The following is a 17,808-nucleotide window of genomic DNA, read 5'->3' on the forward strand; positions in this document are numbered from 1 at the left end:
GCTTGGGCGCATGGCGACTTTGGTGCTATTGCGGCATGGCGAGAGCGAGTGGAACGCGAAGGGCCTGTTCACCGGCTGGGTCGACGTGACGCTCTCGACGGCGGGCGAGGAGGAGGCCCGCCGCGGCGGCCGCCTGCTGCTCGACACGGGACTGCGCCCGGACGTTGTGCACACCTCGGTGCTCACCCGGGCCATCCAGACGGCGAACATCGCGCTCGGCGCCGCGGACCTGCTGTGGCTGCCGGTCACGCGGTCCTGGCGGCTCAACGAGCGCCACTACGGCGCGTTGCAGGGCAAGAACAAGGCGCAGACCCGCGAGGAGTTCGGCGACGAGCAGTTCACGCTGTGGCGCCGCTCCTACGACGTGCCCCCGCCGCCCCTGCCGGACGACGACGAGTACTCCCAGGCCGGTGACGCCCGCTACGCCGCGCTGCCGCCGGAGCTGCTGCCGCGCACCGAGTGCCTGAAGGACGTCGTCGGGCGCATGCTGCCGTACTGGTACGACAACATCGTCCCCGACCTCGCCGCGGGCCGCACCGTGCTGGTGGTCGCGCACGGCAACTCGCTGCGCGCCCTGGTCAAGCACCTGGACGGCATCTCCGACGAGGCGATCGCCAAGCTCAACATCCCCACCGGCATCCCGCTGCGGTACGAGCTCGACGCCGCCTACAAGCCCGTCGTGGCCGGCGGCGAGTACCTCGACCCCGAGGCCGCCAAGGCCGCCATCGAGGCCGTGGCCAACCAGGGCCGCTGACCGCGCACACGGACGAACGGAAAAGGGGCGCGGCCACGGCCGCGCCCCCATCTATGTGAACGCCCCTCGGTGGGAGAGGTCGATGGAGCCCCTCATTCGGAGAGGTCGGGGTCCCTGCTCCCGGTGACCAGGTAGACCACGTCCCGCGCGACCCGTACGGCGTGGTCGGCGTAGCGCTCGTAGTACCGGCCGGTCAGCGTGATGTCGATCGCCGGCTCGATGCCGTGCTTCCAGTCCTTGGACAGCAACACCCGGAACAGCCGCCGGTGCAGGCGGTCCATCTCGTCGTCGTCGGTCTCCAGCTCCTTGGCGAGCTCGATGTCCTGGCCGACGATGCAGGCGCCGGTCTTGGTCACCAGGCGCTCGGCGATCTGCCCCATCTCCAGGATGGTGTCGCGCACCTCGGCGGGGATCGCCGACTCGGGGTGGCGCATCCGGGCGATCTTCGCCACGTGCTCGGCGAGGTCGCCCATGCGCTCCAGGTCACTGCCCATCCGCAGGGCCGTGATGGCCGTGCGCAGGTCCACCGCGACCGGCTGCTGCGTGGCCATGAGCTCGTAGATCGAGGACTCCAGCTCCGCGTGGATGCGGTCGACCTCGGCGTCTTGCGAGATGACGCTCTCCGCGAGCTGCAGGTCGGCGTCGATCAGCGCCGTGGTGGCCCTCGACATGGCCGAACGGACCAGGCGGGTCATCTCCACCAGGCGGTCGGTGAGAGCGTTGAGTTCGTCGTGGAAAGCGTCGCGCATGGCGCTCACGCTACGCGCGCGATCGTGAACGAACTTCGTCCAGTAGGTGAACTCTCCAGGAAAGGGGCCTCCCGGGGTACCAGGTCCCCAGGTCAAGCCACCTACCATCGAAAGCGTGAGTGAGATCGTGACGAGCCTGGCGGCGCTGGCGGGGTTCGTCGTCGGGGCGATCGTGATGATGGCGGTGCGCCCACGCGAGAAGCAACCGGACGGCCCGAGCGAGACCACCGACAACGTCCTTCCGCAGGGGGTGGCCTCGGTCCTCGCCGTGCTGCCCTCGTCGGCGGTCGTGCTCGGCCGCGACGACCGGGTGCTGCGCGCCAGCTCGGCCGCCCGCGCGTTCGGCCTGGTCAAGGGTGATCACCTCACCGCCGCCGAGCTGCTCGCGCTGGCCCGCCAGGTGCGGCGCAGCGGCGAGATCCGCGAGAGCGAGATCGAGGTCGCCGGCAACAGGTTCGGCGTGGAGCCCACGACGTTCGCCGTGCGGGTGGCGCCGCTCGGCACCCACGGCCAGGTGCTCGTCCTCGCCGAGGACCAGACCGAGCGCCGCCGCGTCGAGGCGGTGCGCCGCGACTTCGTCGCCAACGTGAGCCACGAGCTCAAGACCCCCGTCGGTGCGCTCAGCCTGCTCGCCGAGACCGTGCAGGACGCCGCCGACGACCCCGTGGCGGTGACCCGCTTCGCCGGGCGCATGCAGCACGAGGCCGCCCGGCTGACGTACCTCGTGCAGGACCTGATCACCCTGTCCCGCATCCAGGGCGGCGAGCCGATCCCCACTCCCGGCTGTGTGCCCGTGGACGAGGTGGTGCACGAGGCCATCGACCGCTGCGGCACCCGGGCGAGCGTCAAGGAGATCGCCCTGGTGGCCGGCGGCACCGAGGGCCTGCGCGTGTGGGGGGACGACGAACTGCTCGTCACCGCGCTGCGCAACCTGATCGACAACGCCGTCGCCTACAGCCCCGAGAACACCCGGGTCGTGGTGTGCGCGCGGGCGACCGGGGACACCGTCGAGATCAGCGTCAGCGACCAGGGCATCGGCATCCCGGAGAGCTCCCTGGAGCGGATCTTCGAACGGTTCTTCCGGGTGGACGCCGCCCGGTCCCGCGCGACCGGCGGCACCGGGCTCGGTCTCGCCATCGTCAAACACGTCGCCGTGGCGCACGGCGGCGAGGTGACGGTCTGGAGCAAGGAAGGCTCGGGCTCCACCTTCACCCTTCGTATCCCGGCCTTCGGCGGCGCGGCTGTGGCCGCGCCGAGCAGCACAACTAATCCCCTGGAGGCCGCGAAGTGACCCGCGTGCTCGTCGTCGAGGACGAGGAGTCGTTCTCCGACGCCTTGTCCTACATGCTCCGCAAGGAAGGGTTCGAGGTGGCCGTGGCCACCACCGGGCCCGAAGCGCTGGACACCTTCGACCGCAACGGCGCCGACCTGGTGCTGCTCGACCTGATGCTCCCCGGGCTGCCGGGGACCGAGGTGTGCCGTTCCCTGCGGCAGCGTTCCAAGGTGCCGGTCATCATGCTGACCGCCAAGGACAGCGAGATCGACAAGGTCGTGGGGCTGGAGCTCGGCGCCGACGACTACGTCACCAAGCCGTTCTCCTCGCGTGAGCTGGTGGCCCGCATCCGCGCCGTGCTGCGGCGCCAGGGCGACATCGAGGAGATCGAGTCCGCCGTGCTGACCGCCGGGCCGGTGCGCATGGACGTCGACCGCCACATCGTCGCGGTGCGCGGCCGTCCGGTGCAGCTCCCCCTGAAGGAGTTCGAGCTGCTGGAGGTGCTGCTGCGCAACGCCGGGCGGGTGCTCACCCGGGGCCAGCTCATCGACCGCGTCTGGGGCGCCGACTACGTGGGGGACACCAAGACCCTGGACGTCCACGTGAAGCGGCTGAGGGCCAAGGTGGAGTCCGACCCGTCCAACCCGCGGTGCATCCTCACCGTGCGGGGCCTCGGCTACAAGTTCGACCCCACAGAGGCCTAGAACGGCTTCTCCGGGCCTCCCACCCCTGTGCCGGGGCGGGAGGCCTTTCTCGTGCCGCTCAGGAGCTCGCGGTGGGGTCGGCCGTCGGGGTGGCGCTCGGGACGGCCGTCGTGGTGGCCGTCGGCGTGGGGACGGCGCTCGGGGCCGGGGACAGGCTGCTGTACTCGCGGCTGCGGGTGACCACGGGGACGGTCATGGTGATGTCGCCGGCGTTGGCGAAGCTGAGGGTCAGCGACAGGGTCTCGCCGCCCAGCAGCTCCTTCTGGGTGCCCTGCACGACGAACTGGGAGGCGGGCCTGCCGGTGTTGACGAGCTGCCCGGGCGGCAGCGTGAGGGGGCCGGGGGCCTTGACCGTCGCGGAGCCCTGGCCGGTCACCTTGATGCCGTTCAGGGTGTCCGGAGCCGTTCCGTAGTTCACCATGGAGAGGAACAGGGGCAACGAGCCACCCGCGGGGACGCGTGCCCCCGAGTCCGGGCCGAGGAGGAAAGCTTGCGGGATCTTGATGCCGTTCCTGCCGTACGTCTTGGCGGAGCCGCTGCTGTCCATCAGCACGTTCGCCTCGGTCGGGGCGTAAGCGTTGCTGGTGTTCGCGTCGGGCCCGGCGCCGCACGCGGCCAGCGCCGGGGACAAGGCGAGCAGCGCGGTGACGACGGTCACCCGGCGACGGCTGGTGCTGGTCACTGTTCGGGGTCTCCTTGGTGCACACGGGTATGGCCAGGGGCCCACCTTATCGGCGCCAGGGGTCCCTCTCGCAGCCGCCCCGGGGGCGTCGCGAGGCGTGCCGGAGCGCAGGTCATCGGCCGTTTTTCCACGCCGGATTCACATGCACGCGCAGTTGTCAAGTCCCAAATGGAGGCTTTGACCTGCAGTTATGTTGATTTCACTGTTCCGGGAGGGGACTGACGCGTGGTATCCTGGAGTACAGCGGAAGGGGTACTTGTCACATGACTTTCCAGGTCGGCGACACTGTCGTCTACCCCCACCACGGGGCTGCTCGAATCGAAGCCATCACGACCCGCACCATCAAGGGCGAGGACAGAACCTATTTGGTGCTGAAGGTCGACAAGGGCGACCTTACCGTTCAGGTGCCGGCGGAGAACGCCGAGCTCGTCGGTGTGCGTGACGTTGTAGGCCAGGAAGGCCTGGAGCGTGTCTTCGATGTGCTGCGCATGCCGCACACGGAAGAGCCCACCAACTGGTCCCGCCGCTACAAGGCCAACCTTGAGAAGCTCGCGTCCGGCGACGTGAACAAGGTGGCCGAAGTGGTGCGCGACCTCTGGCGGCGCGACAAGGAGCGCGGGCTGTCGGCCGGCGAGAAGCGCATGCTCGCCAAGGCCAGGCAGATACTGGTCAGCGAACTCGCCCTCGCTGAGAAGACGAACGAGGACAAGGCGGAAGCCCTCCTCGACGAGGTCCTGAACTCCTGAACACACCATCACTGCCTAGGGTGGGCGTCGGCGTCGATGTCCACCCTTTCGCATCCGGCCGTGAGCTCCACCTCGCCGGGCTGTACTGGCCCGGCGAGGTCGGGCTTTCCGGCCACTCCGACGGCGACGCCGCCGCGCACGCGTGCTGCGACGCGCTGCTCTCGGCGGCCGGCCTGGGCGACCTCGGCGGCCTGTTCGGCACGGCCGACCCCCGATGGTCCGGTGCCCCCGGGGTGGCCCTGCTGGAGGAGACCGCGCGCCACCTCCGTGCCGCCGGCTTCACCATCGGCAACATCGCCGTGCAGATCATCGGCAACCGCCCCAAACTAGCCCCACGCCGCCCCGAGGCGGAGAAGGCCCTGAGCGCCGCCGTCGCCGCCCCCGTCTCCGTCAGCGCCACCACGACCGACGGCCTGGGCCTCACCGGCCGCGGCGAGGGCGTCGCCGCCATCGCCACCGCGATCGTGTTCGAGGTAACGGCATAGCCCTCACCGCTCGTCGCGAGGCGTCACCACCGCGATCGTGTTCGAGGTAAGGGATCCATGACCGTGACGGCACCAACCGACGGTGCTCCCGGCACGTCGTACTAGCAGGATCCCGGGCGGCAGCACACCACTCGCGAATCCTCCTACGGACGGCGGTCCCGCCCACCGGCGCGGGTGTGCGGGCCGCCGCCCGTTTTTCTTTACCGTCCTGACCTGCGGGTTCGCAATTCTCAGGAATAGTCCTCCAAGATGGGGTAGCCACCTCTTCAGCGTGAAGGTGTGACCCTCATAGGGGAGGCTCAATATGTCCATCGAAACCATCCTCGGCGCGATCGTCATCGGCGCCATCATCGGTGCCCTCGGCCGCCTGGTCCTTCCCGGCCGCCAGCCCATCGGATGGCTCCTGACCATCGTCGTCGGCATCGTCGCGGCCCTGATCGGCACCGCCATCGCCCAGGTCCTGGGTGTAGCCACGACCAACGGCATCGACTGGATCGAACTGGTCCTCCAGGTCGTCCTCGCCGTCGTCGGCGTCGGCCTGGTCGCCGGCCTCCGCGGTCGCACCAGGGTTTGACAAGCCCCCAACCCAGGTGGCCACAGCCGCCACCGCCCACTGAAAAGGAAGGCCCGCCCGGCCCCGCCGGGCGGGCCTTCCCCTGTCCCACCCTCCCGGCCATGTTCCTGCCACGAAACCGGCTGGACGCCGGTCACGCCGCGCAACGCAGGTCAGGGGCGGGGTAGCACGCCGAGGAGGGTTGCGGTCAGGGCCAGCTTCAAGGAGTCCTTCAGCTCCAAGTGGAAGCGGGCCAGGTCGGGCTCGGCCTGGTAGGCCGCCTGCAGGCTGGGTGGGGGCGTGCTGTACGCCGACAGCGCGCCGGCCATGACCATGGTTTGCAGGCTGAACAGTGTCGCGTTCTCGCCTAGCTCCGGCAGGTATTTCTGGATCAGGGCTGTCATGGTTGTCAGGCGGTCCAGGGAGGCGCGCTTGTAGCGTGCCACGACCTCGACGGAGACGTTGTGTTCCAGGACGCTGCCCTGTGCGCCGAAGAGCTCGCACAGCACCACTCGGCCGGAGAGTGAGCGGCTGAGGATCTCGGCCACCGCTGCCGCTCGCTCGGCCATGGGGAGAGCTTCGTCGACGCCGGCGGCCAACTCGCCCGCCAGTTCCGTCAGCCACTCCCGCAGGAAGTGGTCCAGCAGTTCCAGCAGCACCGCCTCGCGTGACTCGAAGTAGCGCAGCACGTTCGGCTTCGCCAGGCCGACACGGCGGCTGAGCTCGTTCAGGGTGACCGCGGCCACAGGCATCTCGTCGAGCATCGCCGACGCCATGGCGAGGATCGCCCGCCGGCGGATCTCCCGCTGCTCCTCGGTGCGCGCCCGCTGGAAAGCCACGATCGTCAGCCTAACTTAGGTACCGGCGGTACGTTGACAACGTACCAACAGTACTTTAACGTCGTCCACACAAGATACCTTCGGTACGTTAGTTGGGAGCATGACGTGAGCGAGAAGTGGACAACGGCGAACATTCCGAACCAGCGCGGGCGGGTGGCCGTGGTGACCGGGGCCAACACCGGACTGGGGTACGAGACCGCCAAGGCGCTCGCCGAGCGCGGGGCGTCTGTGGTGCTCGCCGTGCGCGACGTCGAGAAGGGCGAGCAGGCCGCGGCCCGCATGACCGGCGACGTGACCGTGCAGGCGCTGGACCTGACCTCGCTCGACTCCGTCCGGACCGCGGCGGCGGCGCTGCGGTCCCGGCTCGACCGGATCGACCTGCTCATCAACAACGCCGGCGTGATGTACACCCCGAAGCAGACCACCCGGGACGGCTTCGAGACGCAGTTCGGCACCAACCACCTCGGCCACTTCGCGCTCACCGGGCTGCTGCTGGACCTGATGCTGCCGGTGCCCCGCTCGCGTGTGGTGACGGTCAGCAGCACCGGCCACCGCATCCGGGCCGCGATCCACTTCGACGACCTGCAGTGGGAGCGGTCGTACAGCCGGGTCGCCGCCTATGGTCAGTCCAAGCTGGCCAACCTGATGTTCACGTACGAGCTGCAGCGCCGGCTCGCCACGCTCGGCACCACCGTCGCGGTGGCCGCGCACCCCGGCGTGTCCAGCACCGAGCTCGCCCGCAACACCCCCGCGGCCCTCCGGCTTCCGCTCACCTGGCTCGCGCCTCTGATCACCCAGACGCCGGCGATGGGCGCGCTGCCGACCCTGCGCGCCGCCACCGACCCCGCCGTACTCGGCGGCCAGTACTACGGTCCCGGCGGACGCTACGAGATCATGGGCCACCCCCGGCTGGTCACCTCCAGCCCGGAGTCGTACGACATAGCCGTCCAGCAGCGGCTGTGGGCCGTCTCCGAAGACCTCACCGGGGTGACGTTCCCCGTCGTTCAGTCCAAGCGGAACTCGTTTCCCTCCGGATCGGCCGTCACGCTGTAGCCCGCGCCGGCAGGGAGGCGCCGGCTCGTCGCGGCGCAGGCGGGTGGCGCCGAGACCGACGATCCGCCCTGACGGTGGAGGTGACGACCAAGCCGGGAAAGGTCATTCCTCCGGCGGCAACGGGGTGCTACGCATCCGTCCCGACGGTGGAGCGGTCGTCTCCTCCGGATACGGCCGGCGCTGCGCCGGTGTGGTCTCGTCCTGGTCGGCGATCTCCTCTGGCTCCGCGACCCAGGCACCGTGCGCCGGGTCAGGGTCCTGCTCGGCCGTCACGAGCCGAGGAGCGTCCTCACGCAGGTTGGGGTACGGCTGCGTGTCGGCATCCACCTCAGGGGAAGCCTCAGCGGCCGCACCGGGGGCCACATCAGAACTCGCGTCCGGCTCGGCGTCCCGTCCGTCGTGCCGCTCCACGTACCGCCCAGGGTCGTACTCGTCCGCCCCGCTGAACGCAGGATACGGCTGAGTGCCGGCCTCAGGCTCGGGCAGCGGATGCACCAGCACGTCGCCACTGGCCGGCCGCACCAGATCCCCCCACCGCAGCGGGACGTCGGGATCCCGCCGCCGAGGCTCCGGCACCAGCGGCTGGTCCGAAGGCACAGGGGAGCCCTCGGGAGCAGGTAGCTGATCCACAGGAGGCGTCTCAGGCGCCGGAGTGGGACCCACCACCGGCTCCGCCTCGGGAAGGTGCCGCGCCGCCGCCTCCCGCTCCTGAGGCGTCACCGGCTCTTCGAGCGGTGGCGCCAGCACAGGGTCGCGCCCCTCGGCCACCGGCCGCTCCACGCCGAACGGCACGAGGTCCCCGGTGGTCTCGTCCTCAGACGCCTGAGGCGTACGGACGGACAGCAACAGCAGCCACAACCCCAGCACCAGCATCGCCCACGGCACCACGGCCACCGTCACCGCCGCTCCCCGGGGGTTCACGGTGACCCCGGTGGCCACGGCGGTGTTGGCCGCCGCCGCGGCGACGATCAGCAGGGTGAGCACGACCCCCGCCTGCAGCCGCACCACCCACCGCCGCGACCGCAGCAGGAAGACGCTGATCAGCGCGACCGCGAGCAGAGCGTTGAAGCCCCCCGGATACAGGTACGCGAGGTCGCCCCGCGCACCGCCGGTCATGGCGAGTGAGCGCAGCGGCTCGAACGAAAGCATGCAGGCGGCCCCGGCGAGCCCGGCGACGGCGAGCACGGCGACGGCGGTCCCGAGACGCCGCAGCGCGAGCCCGGCTCGGCTCGGCTCGGCGGCGGGGACGGGCGTGGCGGGGGCGGCAGGACGACGGGCCGCCGGGCCCGCCGTCAGCGGAGGGGTGACGTCCATGGCCCTTCGAAGCCTACAGAATCACCGCAGCCCCCGGCCGTCGCGCGCGCCGAAGCGGCACCTCGGGCGCGTCCCCGAGGGGGCCTGTGGACGTGCCGCATCCAAAGTTTCGGCCGGGTCAAGCAACCCGGTAAATACCGCAAAGAGGTATATATCCTCCAGGACAAGCCACCCTTCACCGGAGAAGTCACACACGCACGCGGCCTGGGAGAAAAGAGCGCTGGAATCACTTTGGTTTTACAGACGTGTGAGGTCGGGCAACATGTCCTGTCAGAGCCTGAGAGGCATTAGCCTTGCGTTCGTGAGCCTGCGCCTTTACGACACCAGCACCCGTGCGGTCCGCGAGTTCGTCCCGATCCAGCCGGGCCGGGTATCGATCTACCTGTGCGGGGCCACTGTGCAGGCTCCGCCGCATGTCGGGCACATTCGCTCCGGCGTCAACTTCGACGTCCTGCGCCGCTGGCTCGGCCGTTCCGGCTACGACGTGACCTTCTGCCGCAACGTCACCGACCTCGACGACAAGATCATACGCGTCGCGGCCGAAGAAGGCGTGCCGTGGTTCGTCGTCGCCGAGCGCAACCAGCGCGCGTTCACCTGGGCGTACGACCAGCTCGGCTGCCTGCCGCCCACCGTCGAGCCCCGCGCCATGGGCCACATCCCCGAGATGATCGAGCTCATGCAGCGGCTCATCGACAAGGGCCACGCCTACGCCGCGGGCGGCGACGTCTACTTCGACGTCATGTCGTACGCCGAGCGGTACGGCAAGCTGTCCAACCAGCGCCCCGAGAACATGCGGGCCGCCGGCGACACCGACAGCGACACCGCCAAGCGCGACCCCCGCGACTTCGCGCTGTGGAAGGGCGCCAAGCCCGGCGAGCCGACCTGGCCCACCCCGTGGGGCGCCGGCCGGCCCGGCTGGCACCTCGAATGCTCCGCCATGGCCACCAAGTACCTCGGCGAGACCTTCGACATCCACGGCGGCGGCGTCGACCTGATCTTCCCGCACCACGAGAACGAGATCACCCAGTCCCAGGCCGCCGGCGACGGTTTCGCGCGGTACTGGCTGCACAACGGCATGCTCAAGATCGGCGCCGAGAAGATGAGCAAGTCCCTCGGCAACTCCTTGCTCATCCCCTCCATCCTGACCAAGGTCCGCCCGGTCGAGCTGCGCTACTACCTCGTCTCGGCGCACTACCGCTCGGTCATCGACTACTCCGACGAGTCCCTGGCCGAGGCCGCCACCGGCTACCAGCGCATCGAGGGCTTCGTCACCCGCGCCGCCGAGGTGATCCACGACGTCGACGCCGCGGCGCCGCTGCCGCAGCCGTTCGTGGACGCCCTGAACGACGACCTCGGCGTCCCGCAGGCGCTGGCCGTGATCCACGAAGTCGTGCGCGAAGGCAACGTCGCCCTCGCGGCCGGCAACAAGGAGCAGGTCGCCCGGCTGCTCGCCGAGACCCAGAACATGCTCGACGTCCTCGGCCTGGACCCCCGCTCGGCCCGCTGGCGCGAGTCCGGCGGCGACCACCGCACACGCGAGACCGTCGCCGCCCTCGTCCGCGTCGCCCTGGACCAGCGCCAGGCCGCCCGCGCCCGCAAGGACTACGCCGCCGCGGACGCCATCCGCGACGAGCTCGCCGCCGCCGGGGTCATCGTGGAGGACACCCCCGCCGGCCCTCGCTGGGAGCTTGCGCACTGATCGCACCGGTAGGCTTACGGCATGGCAGGTGCGGGTAAAAGCTCCGGCGGTTCCGGCGGCAGAAGAAAAGGCCCCACGCGGGGCACCGGCGGCAAGGGCCGCGGTTCGTTGACGGGCAAAGGCGCCACGCCTCCGGCCCACATGCGCCACTGGTACAAGGATCGCCAGCAGGCCGCCCCTCGCACGGCCGCGCGCCCCGGCGACCAGCCCGCCCGCCGCCCCCGCAGGGACGAGAACACCCCCGAGGTGATCGGCGGCCGCAACCCGGTGGTGGAGGCCCTGCGCGCCGAGATCCCCGCCAACGTCCTGTACGTCGCCCACCGGGTCGACAACGACGACCGCGTCCGCGACGCCATCAAGATGGCCGCCGACCGCGGCATAGCCCTCCTGGAAGTCAGCCGCGACAAGCTGGACAGACTGACCGAGGGCGGCGTCCACCAGGGCCTGGCCCTCCAGCTCCCCCCGTACGAGTACGCCCACCCCGACGACCTGGTGGACCGCGCCGAAGACGCCGCGGAAACCCCCTTGATCATCGCCCTGGACGGCGTGACCGACCCCCGCAACCTCGGCGCCATAGCCCGCTCCGCCACCGCCTTCGGCGCCCACGGCATCCTGGTCCCCGCCCGCCGCTCCGCCGGCGTCACCGCAGGCGCCTGGAAAACCAGCGCCGGCACCCTGGCCCACCTCCCGGTAGCCAAGGCCCCCAACCTCACCACCACCCTCCGCGACTACCGCTCCCGCGGCCTCTTCGTCATAGGCCTGGACGGCACCGCCGACACGAACATCGCCGACATAGACCTCGCCACCGACCCGTTGGTGGTAGTAATCGGCTCCGAAGGCAAAGGCCTCTCCCGCCTCGTCCGCGAAACCTGCGACACCATAGCCCGCATCCCCATCCGAGCCGCCGCCGAGTCCCTCAACGCCTCAGTAGCAGCCGCCATCTCCCTCTACGAGATAACCCGCCTCCGCCACCCCTAGCCCCCCAGCCACCACCTTCCATGACGCCCCCCACCCCGGCCCACTAAACTCAGTCCCACCACCCGCCGACGTAGCTCAATCGGCAGAGCAACGGTCTTGTAAACCGTAGGTCAGGGGTTCGATTCCCCTCGTCGGCTCCCAGCTCAAAGGCTCTTGGGCGAGTTCGCCCGAGGCCTTTGCCACGTGTCCGGCGCGTCTGGCGGCTCGGACCGGTCTTGGCGAGATGCGGAGGATCCGGACCTAATCGACGCAAGTGGGCTATCCAGGCGGTCATGTCCGAACGCAAGGACCGGATCGCCAACCGCGAGCGCGACGGCAGGCTCAACTGTGCCGCGCGGAGGGAGATTCTGCGCTGGTTGCAGGATGACATCGCCACTAGGCAGTCACCTTCCGACGCTCCAGCGCAGATCTCAACCGTGATCAGAGTGTCGGTTAGAACCCGAAGCCGAAGCCGGGGCTGACGAGGCCGCCCACGCCCACGAAGGGGTATTCGAAGGCAGCGGCCTCTGTGATGGTCGCGAAGTCCACAGCGCTATTGCCGAAGCCGCCGAATCCGCCCGAGCCGCTGCCCCTCTCCCAGTTCGCGCCGATGCTGGTGGATGCGCCCGCGCCGCTGGCGGTGATGGTGCCGAGTCCGGTGAGTGCCACCGCGATGGCCAGTGTCGCCGCGTGCTTCTTGCTAGGTCGCATTGCGTTCCCCCTTGGTGGAGCGAGTCGCGGAGCGGACGCCTTGATCCGCCTTGCAGGTAACGCGCTGACGCCCTACCTGCCACTGCTCACCTAGCTTCCCGAGCACCTGATTCGACAAACGATCACTATTATTGCTTGACCACGAATTAATTAGATATTACATTCTATACCCTCGTATTTGCTATTTTGTCCCGATATGTCTCGTTGGCTGATCCACTGTTCGACAGCCGGTATGAGGCGTGCGACTTGGCGGCGTGGTTCCGAAGTGATCGTGGAAAGTGTTAGCCGGGTGGTGCGGTGGGCCTAGCTGGGCGTTGTCCAGGCGCGTGCTGTTCGCTGATGTCCAAAGCGCGAATCGCATCCTCCTGGAGATCCACGCCGGCCGTGGCGATTTCAGCAGCGCGCTGCGCCAGTACGAGAAGTGCAGGCGAATATTGATCCGGGAACTCGGAGTACCTCCGGAACCGGACATCGTCGCGGTGATCCAGCAGCTTTACCCCTCGGGCACCGGCCGGGTGAAAGCGGTTCAGTGTGCCGTCGAGGATCAGGTGTGTCAGCCCGTCCTTGGTGGCGGTGCGCAGGGCCTGTGCCGGCGTGGGTGAACGGGCCGACAGCAGCTTCACGGTCTCGTGCACATAACGCCAGGCGGTCGCCGCCGACACGCCGAATCCGGCGCTGAGCTCGGCGAATGTCTCGTTCTCGCGAAGGTCGACCAGTACGAGCAGGGCCTGCCGGCCGGGGCTGAGCCGCTACCAGGACGATCCGATCCGCTTGCGGTGGCGACGGATGATCCCGGCCACGTAATTCAGCGTTGCGGGCGACAAATCGACGGCGGCGCGATAGAACAGCACGCAGAGACCTCTGGTTGAGACGTGGTGGGTTGTGGTGATCAACCCGTCTACCAGGGGTCTCTTCATGTCATCAGCCGAACCCGAAACTCGCGATCATGCTGTGATCAGCAGCCTTCCGCCAGCGGATGAAATGCGTTCACTCATCCACACCGACCGCGTCAAGGCCGACCGGCCGTACTACTCGGGCAAGCACCGCGTCCACGGCATGAACATCCAGATCATCGCAGGTCCCGGCGGGGCCATCCTGTGGACGTCCGGCGCACTGCCCGGCAGTGTCCACGACCTGACCGCCGCCCGCATCTGGGGCATCCTGCGCGAACTGGAGAAAGCAGGGATCCTCACCCTGGCCGACAAGGGCTATCACGGCGCCGACGCCACCGTCGTCATCACGCCGTACAAGGGCAGGAACAAGCCGGCATCACAAAAACAGGCCAACCGATCCCACGCCGCGCTCCGCGGCCCCGGCGAACGCGCAAACGCCCAGCTCAAGAGCTGGCGCGTCCTCCACAAGCTCCGCTGCTGCCCCAACAAGGCCGGTCACTTGGTGAAAGCCATCGCCGTCCTGCAAAACCACCGGGCAGCTCAGAGCGCGAGGTTGAAATGGATTCACGGGAAGGTGCTGAGTTCCGGGTTGCCGCGGATCACCCGTTATCGTCCGGGCGTGTCCCGGTTCACGCTGATCGATCCGTCCGGGAACTCGATTATTCTCATCCAGCGTGACGAGCCGGCCGAGCTGGAATACGGCGGCTCGAAGAAGTTGACGGGCTTGGCCAGGGCACTGGACAACGCCCGGATTCTTCGCGAGTTCAAGAATGATGACCGGCAGGCTTTTCGCCGCTCAAGTCCGCGGTGCGAAGACATGGCGTGAACGCCCTGGTGGTCGAGCTGGCCATCGCTCTGTGCCACCTCATCGATCTGGCCGTGGTCCTCGGAGCGTGTGCGGTGCCATGGCACATGCTCGTCCATGACTTTCCGTGGGACCAGGAGCCCGAGTCGCTCCAATTGGGGCTACGCGGAATCAGACATTGGAAGACGATCTTTCGCGGCCGATAGCGGGCATGTGGCGACGCGTTCTCCGCGCATTCGGGCCTGACCTGCGGTGGGCCGCTGCTTCTAGCTGAATTTTCATGGGTGTGGGTATCGGCTGCCCGAATGGCTCCCGGATGCCGGTGTGTGGGCGGCTTTGTCGTAGACGCGCGTCCTCCGGTGAGTGGTGGCGTCGCGTGGAACTTCCATGGGCTCAGGCAGGGGTGTGGGCTGTCACGAGCCAGACCTGCTCGACGTTGGACATTGACATTGACCGGCGTCATGTAAATGTCATACGTTCCGCCTCGGACGACAGAAGCCGATGGAGGCGGAGTGAACTCTCGATCAGGGGACTGGGGCTGTGGCCGGCCGAGGCGTGCCGGTTGGGGCGGTTGACGGTCTCTGGTCGGTCGTCGCGCGGGCCGGTTCGGCGGTGACTGATGGTGGCCCCTTCGTGAGGGCTGTCGCGCTCTGAGGGTCTGTCGGGTCGCGGGGCCCGTTCGAGTGGACGGGCGAGTGCGTCGTGCCCGCGTTCGGGGTGCGGGGCGGGTGGTCGGGCTTGCGAATTCCAGAGAAGGAGGCCGTCAGCGGAACTCATCCGAATGGTTCGGGGCCGCGGATGTCGGCGCCCACAAGTTTGCAGACCAATCACGGAAGTACACAGTTGAGGGAGGGGTGATGCGCCTATCTCGGTTCCGCCTGTTCATCGCAGGCGTCGTTTCTGTCGTGGCGGCTGTCACGGTCGGTGGGATTCTGCCGGCCGTGCAGGCTTCGGCGGCGGTGGGGTGCCGGATCACCTACTCGGTGTCCTCTCAGTGGCCCAACGGGTTCACGGGCAACGTGAATCTGACCAATCTCGGGGATCCGCTCAGCAGTTGGACGCTGACCTGGTCCTTCGGGGCGGGACAGCAGGTCGCTCAGGCGTGGAGCGCGACGGTCACCCAGAGCGGAGCGCAGGTCACGGCACGCAACGTCTCGTACAACGGCGACCTCGCGACCAACGCGAGCACGAGCTTCGGGTTCAACGCGTCGTGGAGCGGCAGCAACCCCGCGCCGACCGGGTTCGCGCTCAACGGCACGACCTGCACGGGGGGCACGAACCCGTCGCCGACGCCGATGGTCAGCCCCACGGTGACCCCGACCGTCACCCCCACGCCGACGCCGACGCCGACGGTGACCCCGACCGGTGGCGGCGCGAACACGATGGGCTTCATCGGCTGCTCGATGGCCGAGAACGTCGCGCAGGGCTACCGGGCGGTCGGCGGCACGCGCATGTGGGGCCCGTACGGGACCGGCGGCATGGTCGTGCAGTCGTGGACGGACACCAACTCCAGCTCGTGGCGCTTGTTCGACCAGCAGGCGAGCAGGTACGGCCGCCCGAACACCGTCTGGATCCAGATCTGCGTGTTCAACGCGAACGCGACCTATGACGAGGTCAAGCGGATGATCGCCAACGCGCGCCAGCACGCGGCGTCCGGCGCCCGGATCATCATCTCCGGCCAGCCGCTGTACGACCAGGGCCAGACCTGTTTCCTGGCGGGCGCCAACGGCCCGCAACTGACCGACAGCCTCGCCCGGCAGGCGGCCGCCGACAGCACGCAGAACGTGACCTACCCGGGTGCGTTCCGCCTGCGGCCGAACGAGGTCTCCGACGGCTGCCACGCCAACACGGCAGGCCAGCAGTCGCTCGGCCGGCAGGCCATCGGGTACTGGGGTTAGCCGGTGATCCGGATCGGCTGACCGTCATGGCGCGTACGCAGCGTGACGACGGCACCTTCCCCGCCTGGTGCGGGGAGGTGCCGTCGCTCGCTCCGGCCCCCGGCGAGTCGCCGGGGTCAGGTCGTAGCTCGCCACCACGTCGGCCGGCCATCCGGGGGACGTCATCGGTCCGGCCGCATCTCGCCGTCAGGCCGGTCAGAGTTCAGGAAGTTTCTGAATCGTTCGGTGTAATTGAAACGTTTGTGCAGCTCATCAAAACGATAAAGGTGCAGACCAGCGGGCGTCTTCATCTTCCGAGAAACGTCCGATAGTTTTCGCCCTGCCGACGACGTCAGGCGGTATGGCGATCGTCGTGCCCGTCCCCATACCCGGAAGGGAGAGCCCTGGTGATCACAAGCTCGGGCCGATTGAAGATCCGTTCCACGGCCGTCGCGATGGCCGCGGCGGTGTCGCTCGTCGCGGGGTTGGTCAGTGTCGTGGTCGCCGAGGCCGCGGTGCCCGGCAGGGCCGGTGCGGTGGCGATGGCCGCCGGTGTGGAGGACGAGGGGGCGAACTGCCCGGTGCCGGCCCTGCCCGACGAGGGGTCGCTGCCGACGGTCTCGCGGCTTCCCGACCCGTTCCGCAAACTCGACAACCAGCGCATCACCACCACCGGCGAGTGGCGCTGCCGCCGCACCGAGATCCGCAAACTCGCCGAACGATTCGTCTACGGCGAGAAACCCGGCAAACCCGCCAGTGTGACCGGCACGGTGTCCTCCTCCAGCATCACCGTCAACGTCTCACACAACGGCCGCAGCTCCAGCTTCTCAGCCGGCGTGCAACTGCCCAGCGGCAGCGGCCCGTTCCCCGCCGTGGTGGTCCTTGGCGGGTTCGGCGCCGACACCGCCGCCATCCGCGCCGCCGGCGCGGCCACCATCACCTACGACCCCTACGCCGTCGGCCGCGAAGGCACCCCGCGTAACAACAAACAAGGCGCGTTCTACAGCATCTACGGCAACACCAGCAGCACCGGGCTGCTGGCCGCGTGGGCCTGGGGCGTCAGCCGCATCATCGACGTCATCGAATCCAGCGGCGGCACCGTCCTGCGCCCCGACATCGGCGTCACCGGCTGCTCCCGCTTCGGCAAAGGCGCCTTCGTCATCGGCGCCTTCGACCAGCGCATCGCCCTGACCATGCCCATCGAATCCGGCAGCGCCGGCGTCCCCATCTTCCGCGGCATCCCCGGCGAAGGCGCCCAAAGCCTGTCCAGCGCCTACGGCGAACAACCCTGGCTCGGCGACGCGTTCGGCACCTTCACCTCAAACCCCGCCCGCCTGCCCATCGACACCCACCAGACCATCGCCATGATCGCCCCCCGCGGCCTGTTCATCATGGACAACCCCCACATCCAAAACCTCGGCCCCCGCTCCGCAAGCATCGCCGCCCTCGCCGGCGCCGAGGTCTACCGCGCCCTCGGCGCCATCTCCAACATCACCTACTGGTCCGACGTCCAAGACGGCAGCCACTGCGCCAACCGCACCGAATGGCGCACCCCCCTGCAACAGAACATCCAAAAACACCTCCTCAAAACCGGCACCGCCACCGGCACCATCCGCATCTCCCCCCGCGCCCAAGGCAACCTCACCGAATGGCGCGACTGGACCACCCCCACCCTCACCGACACCACCCCCACCACCACCCCCACCACCACCCC

Annotated in this window: 16 protein-coding genes, 1 tRNA gene and 2 pseudogenes; 13 read left to right on the forward strand and 6 right to left on the reverse strand. The window is 68.9% G+C overall.

Features of this window, described 5'->3' with window-relative positions; translation table 11 throughout:
• Positions 1-10: 10 nt before the first annotated feature.
• The gene (locus tag ABGB17_RS03860; RefSeq protein WP_347626301.1) at positions 11-754 is read left to right on the forward strand and encodes a phosphoglyceromutase; all 744 of its coding nucleotides are present in this window, start codon (positions 11-13) and stop codon (positions 752-754) included.
• 92 nt (positions 755-846) lie between these two features.
• Here ABGB17_RS03860 and phoU read toward each other — a convergent pair whose 3' ends face one another.
• On the reverse strand, positions 847-1,503 hold the full coding sequence (gene phoU, locus ABGB17_RS03865; protein ID WP_347626302.1) for a phosphate signaling complex protein PhoU: 657 nt from the start codon (positions 1,501-1,503) through the stop codon (positions 847-849).
• A gap of 178 nt (positions 1,504-1,681) precedes the next feature.
• Between phoU and ABGB17_RS03870 the strand changes: the two genes are divergently transcribed.
• Together ABGB17_RS03870 and ABGB17_RS03875 are read left to right on the forward strand one after the other, a co-directional pair.
• Complete coding sequence (locus ABGB17_RS03870; RefSeq protein WP_347626331.1) at positions 1,682-2,794, forward strand: ATP-binding protein; 1,113 nt, start codon at positions 1,682-1,684, stop codon at positions 2,792-2,794.
• Complete coding sequence (locus ABGB17_RS03875; RefSeq protein ID WP_347626303.1) at positions 2,791-3,480, forward strand: response regulator transcription factor; 690 nt, start codon at positions 2,791-2,793, stop codon at positions 3,478-3,480. The genes ABGB17_RS03870 and ABGB17_RS03875 overlap by 4 nt, the downstream gene beginning before the upstream one ends.
• Before the next feature lie 58 nt (positions 3,481-3,538).
• Here ABGB17_RS03875 and ABGB17_RS03880 read toward each other — a convergent pair whose 3' ends face one another.
• Positions 3,539-4,162 carry a copper chaperone PCu(A)C gene (locus ABGB17_RS03880; protein ID WP_347626304.1) on the reverse strand — a complete coding sequence of 208 codons (624 nt, stop codon included), beginning with the start codon at positions 4,160-4,162 and terminating at the stop codon, positions 3,539-3,541.
• Between the two features lie 263 nt (positions 4,163-4,425).
• Between ABGB17_RS03880 and ABGB17_RS03885 the strand changes: the two genes are divergently transcribed.
• The 3 genes from ABGB17_RS03885 to ABGB17_RS03895 all read left to right on the forward strand — a co-directional run bounded on the left by ABGB17_RS03885 (position 4,426) and on the right by ABGB17_RS03895 (position 5,967).
• A complete protein-coding gene (locus ABGB17_RS03885) occupies positions 4,426-4,908 on the forward strand; it encodes a CarD family transcriptional regulator (RefSeq protein WP_114028347.1) in 483 nt (160 codons plus the stop codon).
• 20 nt (positions 4,909-4,928) lie between these two features.
• Complete coding sequence (gene ispF, locus ABGB17_RS03890) at positions 4,929-5,393, forward strand: 2-C-methyl-D-erythritol 2,4-cyclodiphosphate synthase (protein ID WP_347626305.1); 465 nt, start codon at positions 4,929-4,931, stop codon at positions 5,391-5,393.
• A 304-nt stretch (positions 5,394-5,697) separates the two neighbouring features.
• On the forward strand, positions 5,698-5,967 hold the full coding sequence (locus ABGB17_RS03895) for a GlsB/YeaQ/YmgE family stress response membrane protein (protein ID WP_347626306.1): 270 nt from the start codon (positions 5,698-5,700) through the stop codon (positions 5,965-5,967).
• A gap of 152 nt (positions 5,968-6,119) precedes the next feature.
• Here the strand turns inward: ABGB17_RS03895 and ABGB17_RS03900 are convergent, their stop codons facing one another.
• Entirely contained in the window at positions 6,120-6,785 is a 666-nt protein-coding gene (locus tag ABGB17_RS03900; protein WP_347626307.1) for a TetR/AcrR family transcriptional regulator, read from the reverse strand.
• A gap of 105 nt (positions 6,786-6,890) precedes the next feature.
• Between ABGB17_RS03900 and ABGB17_RS03905 the strand changes: the two genes are divergently transcribed.
• Positions 6,891-7,838 (forward strand): SDR family NAD(P)-dependent oxidoreductase, encoded by a 948-nt coding sequence (locus ABGB17_RS03905; protein WP_347626308.1) that lies wholly within the window; start codon positions 6,891-6,893, stop codon positions 7,836-7,838.
• Positions 7,839-7,940: 102 nt separating this feature from the next.
• On the opposite strand, the gene ABGB17_RS03910 is transcribed toward ABGB17_RS03905, so the two are convergent.
• Complete coding sequence (locus tag ABGB17_RS03910; RefSeq protein WP_347626309.1) at positions 7,941-9,152, reverse strand: DUF2637 domain-containing protein; 1,212 nt, start codon at positions 9,150-9,152, stop codon at positions 7,941-7,943.
• A gap of 301 nt (positions 9,153-9,453) precedes the next feature.
• Between ABGB17_RS03910 and cysS the strand changes: the two genes are divergently transcribed.
• From cysS to ABGB17_RS03925, 3 genes are all read left to right on the forward strand, one after another.
• Complete coding sequence (cysS, locus tag ABGB17_RS03915; RefSeq protein WP_347626310.1) at positions 9,454-10,851, forward strand: cysteine--tRNA ligase; 1,398 nt, start codon at positions 9,454-9,456, stop codon at positions 10,849-10,851.
• A gap of 21 nt (positions 10,852-10,872) precedes the next feature.
• Positions 10,873-11,829 carry a 23S rRNA (guanosine(2251)-2'-O)-methyltransferase RlmB gene (gene rlmB, locus ABGB17_RS03920; RefSeq protein ID WP_347626311.1) on the forward strand — a complete coding sequence of 319 codons (957 nt, stop codon included), beginning with the start codon at positions 10,873-10,875 and terminating at the stop codon, positions 11,827-11,829.
• A gap of 64 nt (positions 11,830-11,893) precedes the next feature.
• Positions 11,894-11,966 (forward strand) — tRNA-Thr (locus ABGB17_RS03925).
• 295 nt (positions 11,967-12,261) lie between these two features.
• On the opposite strand, the gene ABGB17_RS03930 is transcribed toward ABGB17_RS03925, so the two are convergent.
• Complete coding sequence (locus ABGB17_RS03930) at positions 12,262-12,519, reverse strand: hypothetical protein (RefSeq protein ID WP_347626313.1); 258 nt, start codon at positions 12,517-12,519, stop codon at positions 12,262-12,264.
• Positions 12,520-12,800: 281 nt separating this feature from the next.
• Positions 12,801-13,256: pseudogene (locus tag ABGB17_RS03935) on the reverse strand (transposase family protein); the annotation flags it as partial.
• A gap of 250 nt (positions 13,257-13,506) precedes the next feature.
• On the opposite strand from ABGB17_RS03935, the pseudogene ABGB17_RS03940 reads away from it, so the two are divergent.
• From ABGB17_RS03940 to ABGB17_RS03950, 3 genes and pseudogenes are all read left to right on the forward strand, one after another.
• Positions 13,507-13,950: pseudogene (locus tag ABGB17_RS03940) on the forward strand (transposase family protein); the annotation flags it as partial.
• A gap of 1,208 nt (positions 13,951-15,158) precedes the next feature.
• On the forward strand, positions 15,159-16,115 hold the full coding sequence (locus ABGB17_RS03945; protein WP_347626314.1) for a cellulose-binding domain-containing protein: 957 nt from the start codon (positions 15,159-15,161) through the stop codon (positions 16,113-16,115).
• A 386-nt stretch (positions 16,116-16,501) separates the two neighbouring features.
• Positions 16,502-17,808, forward strand: a 1,307-nt coding sequence (locus ABGB17_RS03950) for a cellulose-binding protein (protein ID WP_347626315.1), incomplete at its 3' end; no start/stop codon positions are given.

The sequence above is a fragment of the Sphaerisporangium sp. B11E5 genome (assembly GCF_039871875.1).
Taxonomy (GTDB): Bacteria; Actinomycetota; Actinomycetes; order Streptosporangiales; family Streptosporangiaceae; genus Sphaerisporangium.

Bases quoted from the DNA above. Each gene is read 5' to 3' on its own strand.
- ABGB17_RS03860 (WP_347626301.1), top strand. From the start codon at position 11: ATGGCGACTTTGGTGCTATTGCGGCATGGCGAGAGCGAGTGGAACGCG.
- phoU (WP_347626302.1), bottom strand. From the start codon at position 1,503: ATGCGCGACGCTTTCCACGACGAACTCAACGCTCTCACCGACCGCCTG.
- ABGB17_RS03870 (WP_347626331.1), top strand. From the start codon at position 1,682: ATGGCGGTGCGCCCACGCGAGAAGCAACCGGACGGCCCGAGCGAGACC.
- ABGB17_RS03885 (WP_114028347.1), top strand. From the start codon at position 4,426: ATGACTTTCCAGGTCGGCGACACTGTCGTCTACCCCCACCACGGGGCT.
- ABGB17_RS03895 (WP_347626306.1), top strand. From the start codon at position 5,698: ATGTCCATCGAAACCATCCTCGGCGCGATCGTCATCGGCGCCATCATC.
- ABGB17_RS03910 (WP_347626309.1), bottom strand. From the start codon at position 9,152: ATGGACGTCACCCCTCCGCTGACGGCGGGCCCGGCGGCCCGTCGTCCT.
- rlmB (WP_347626311.1), top strand. From the start codon at position 10,873: ATGGCAGGTGCGGGTAAAAGCTCCGGCGGTTCCGGCGGCAGAAGAAAA.
- ABGB17_RS03930 (WP_347626313.1), bottom strand. From the start codon at position 12,519: ATGCGACCTAGCAAGAAGCACGCGGCGACACTGGCCATCGCGGTGGCA.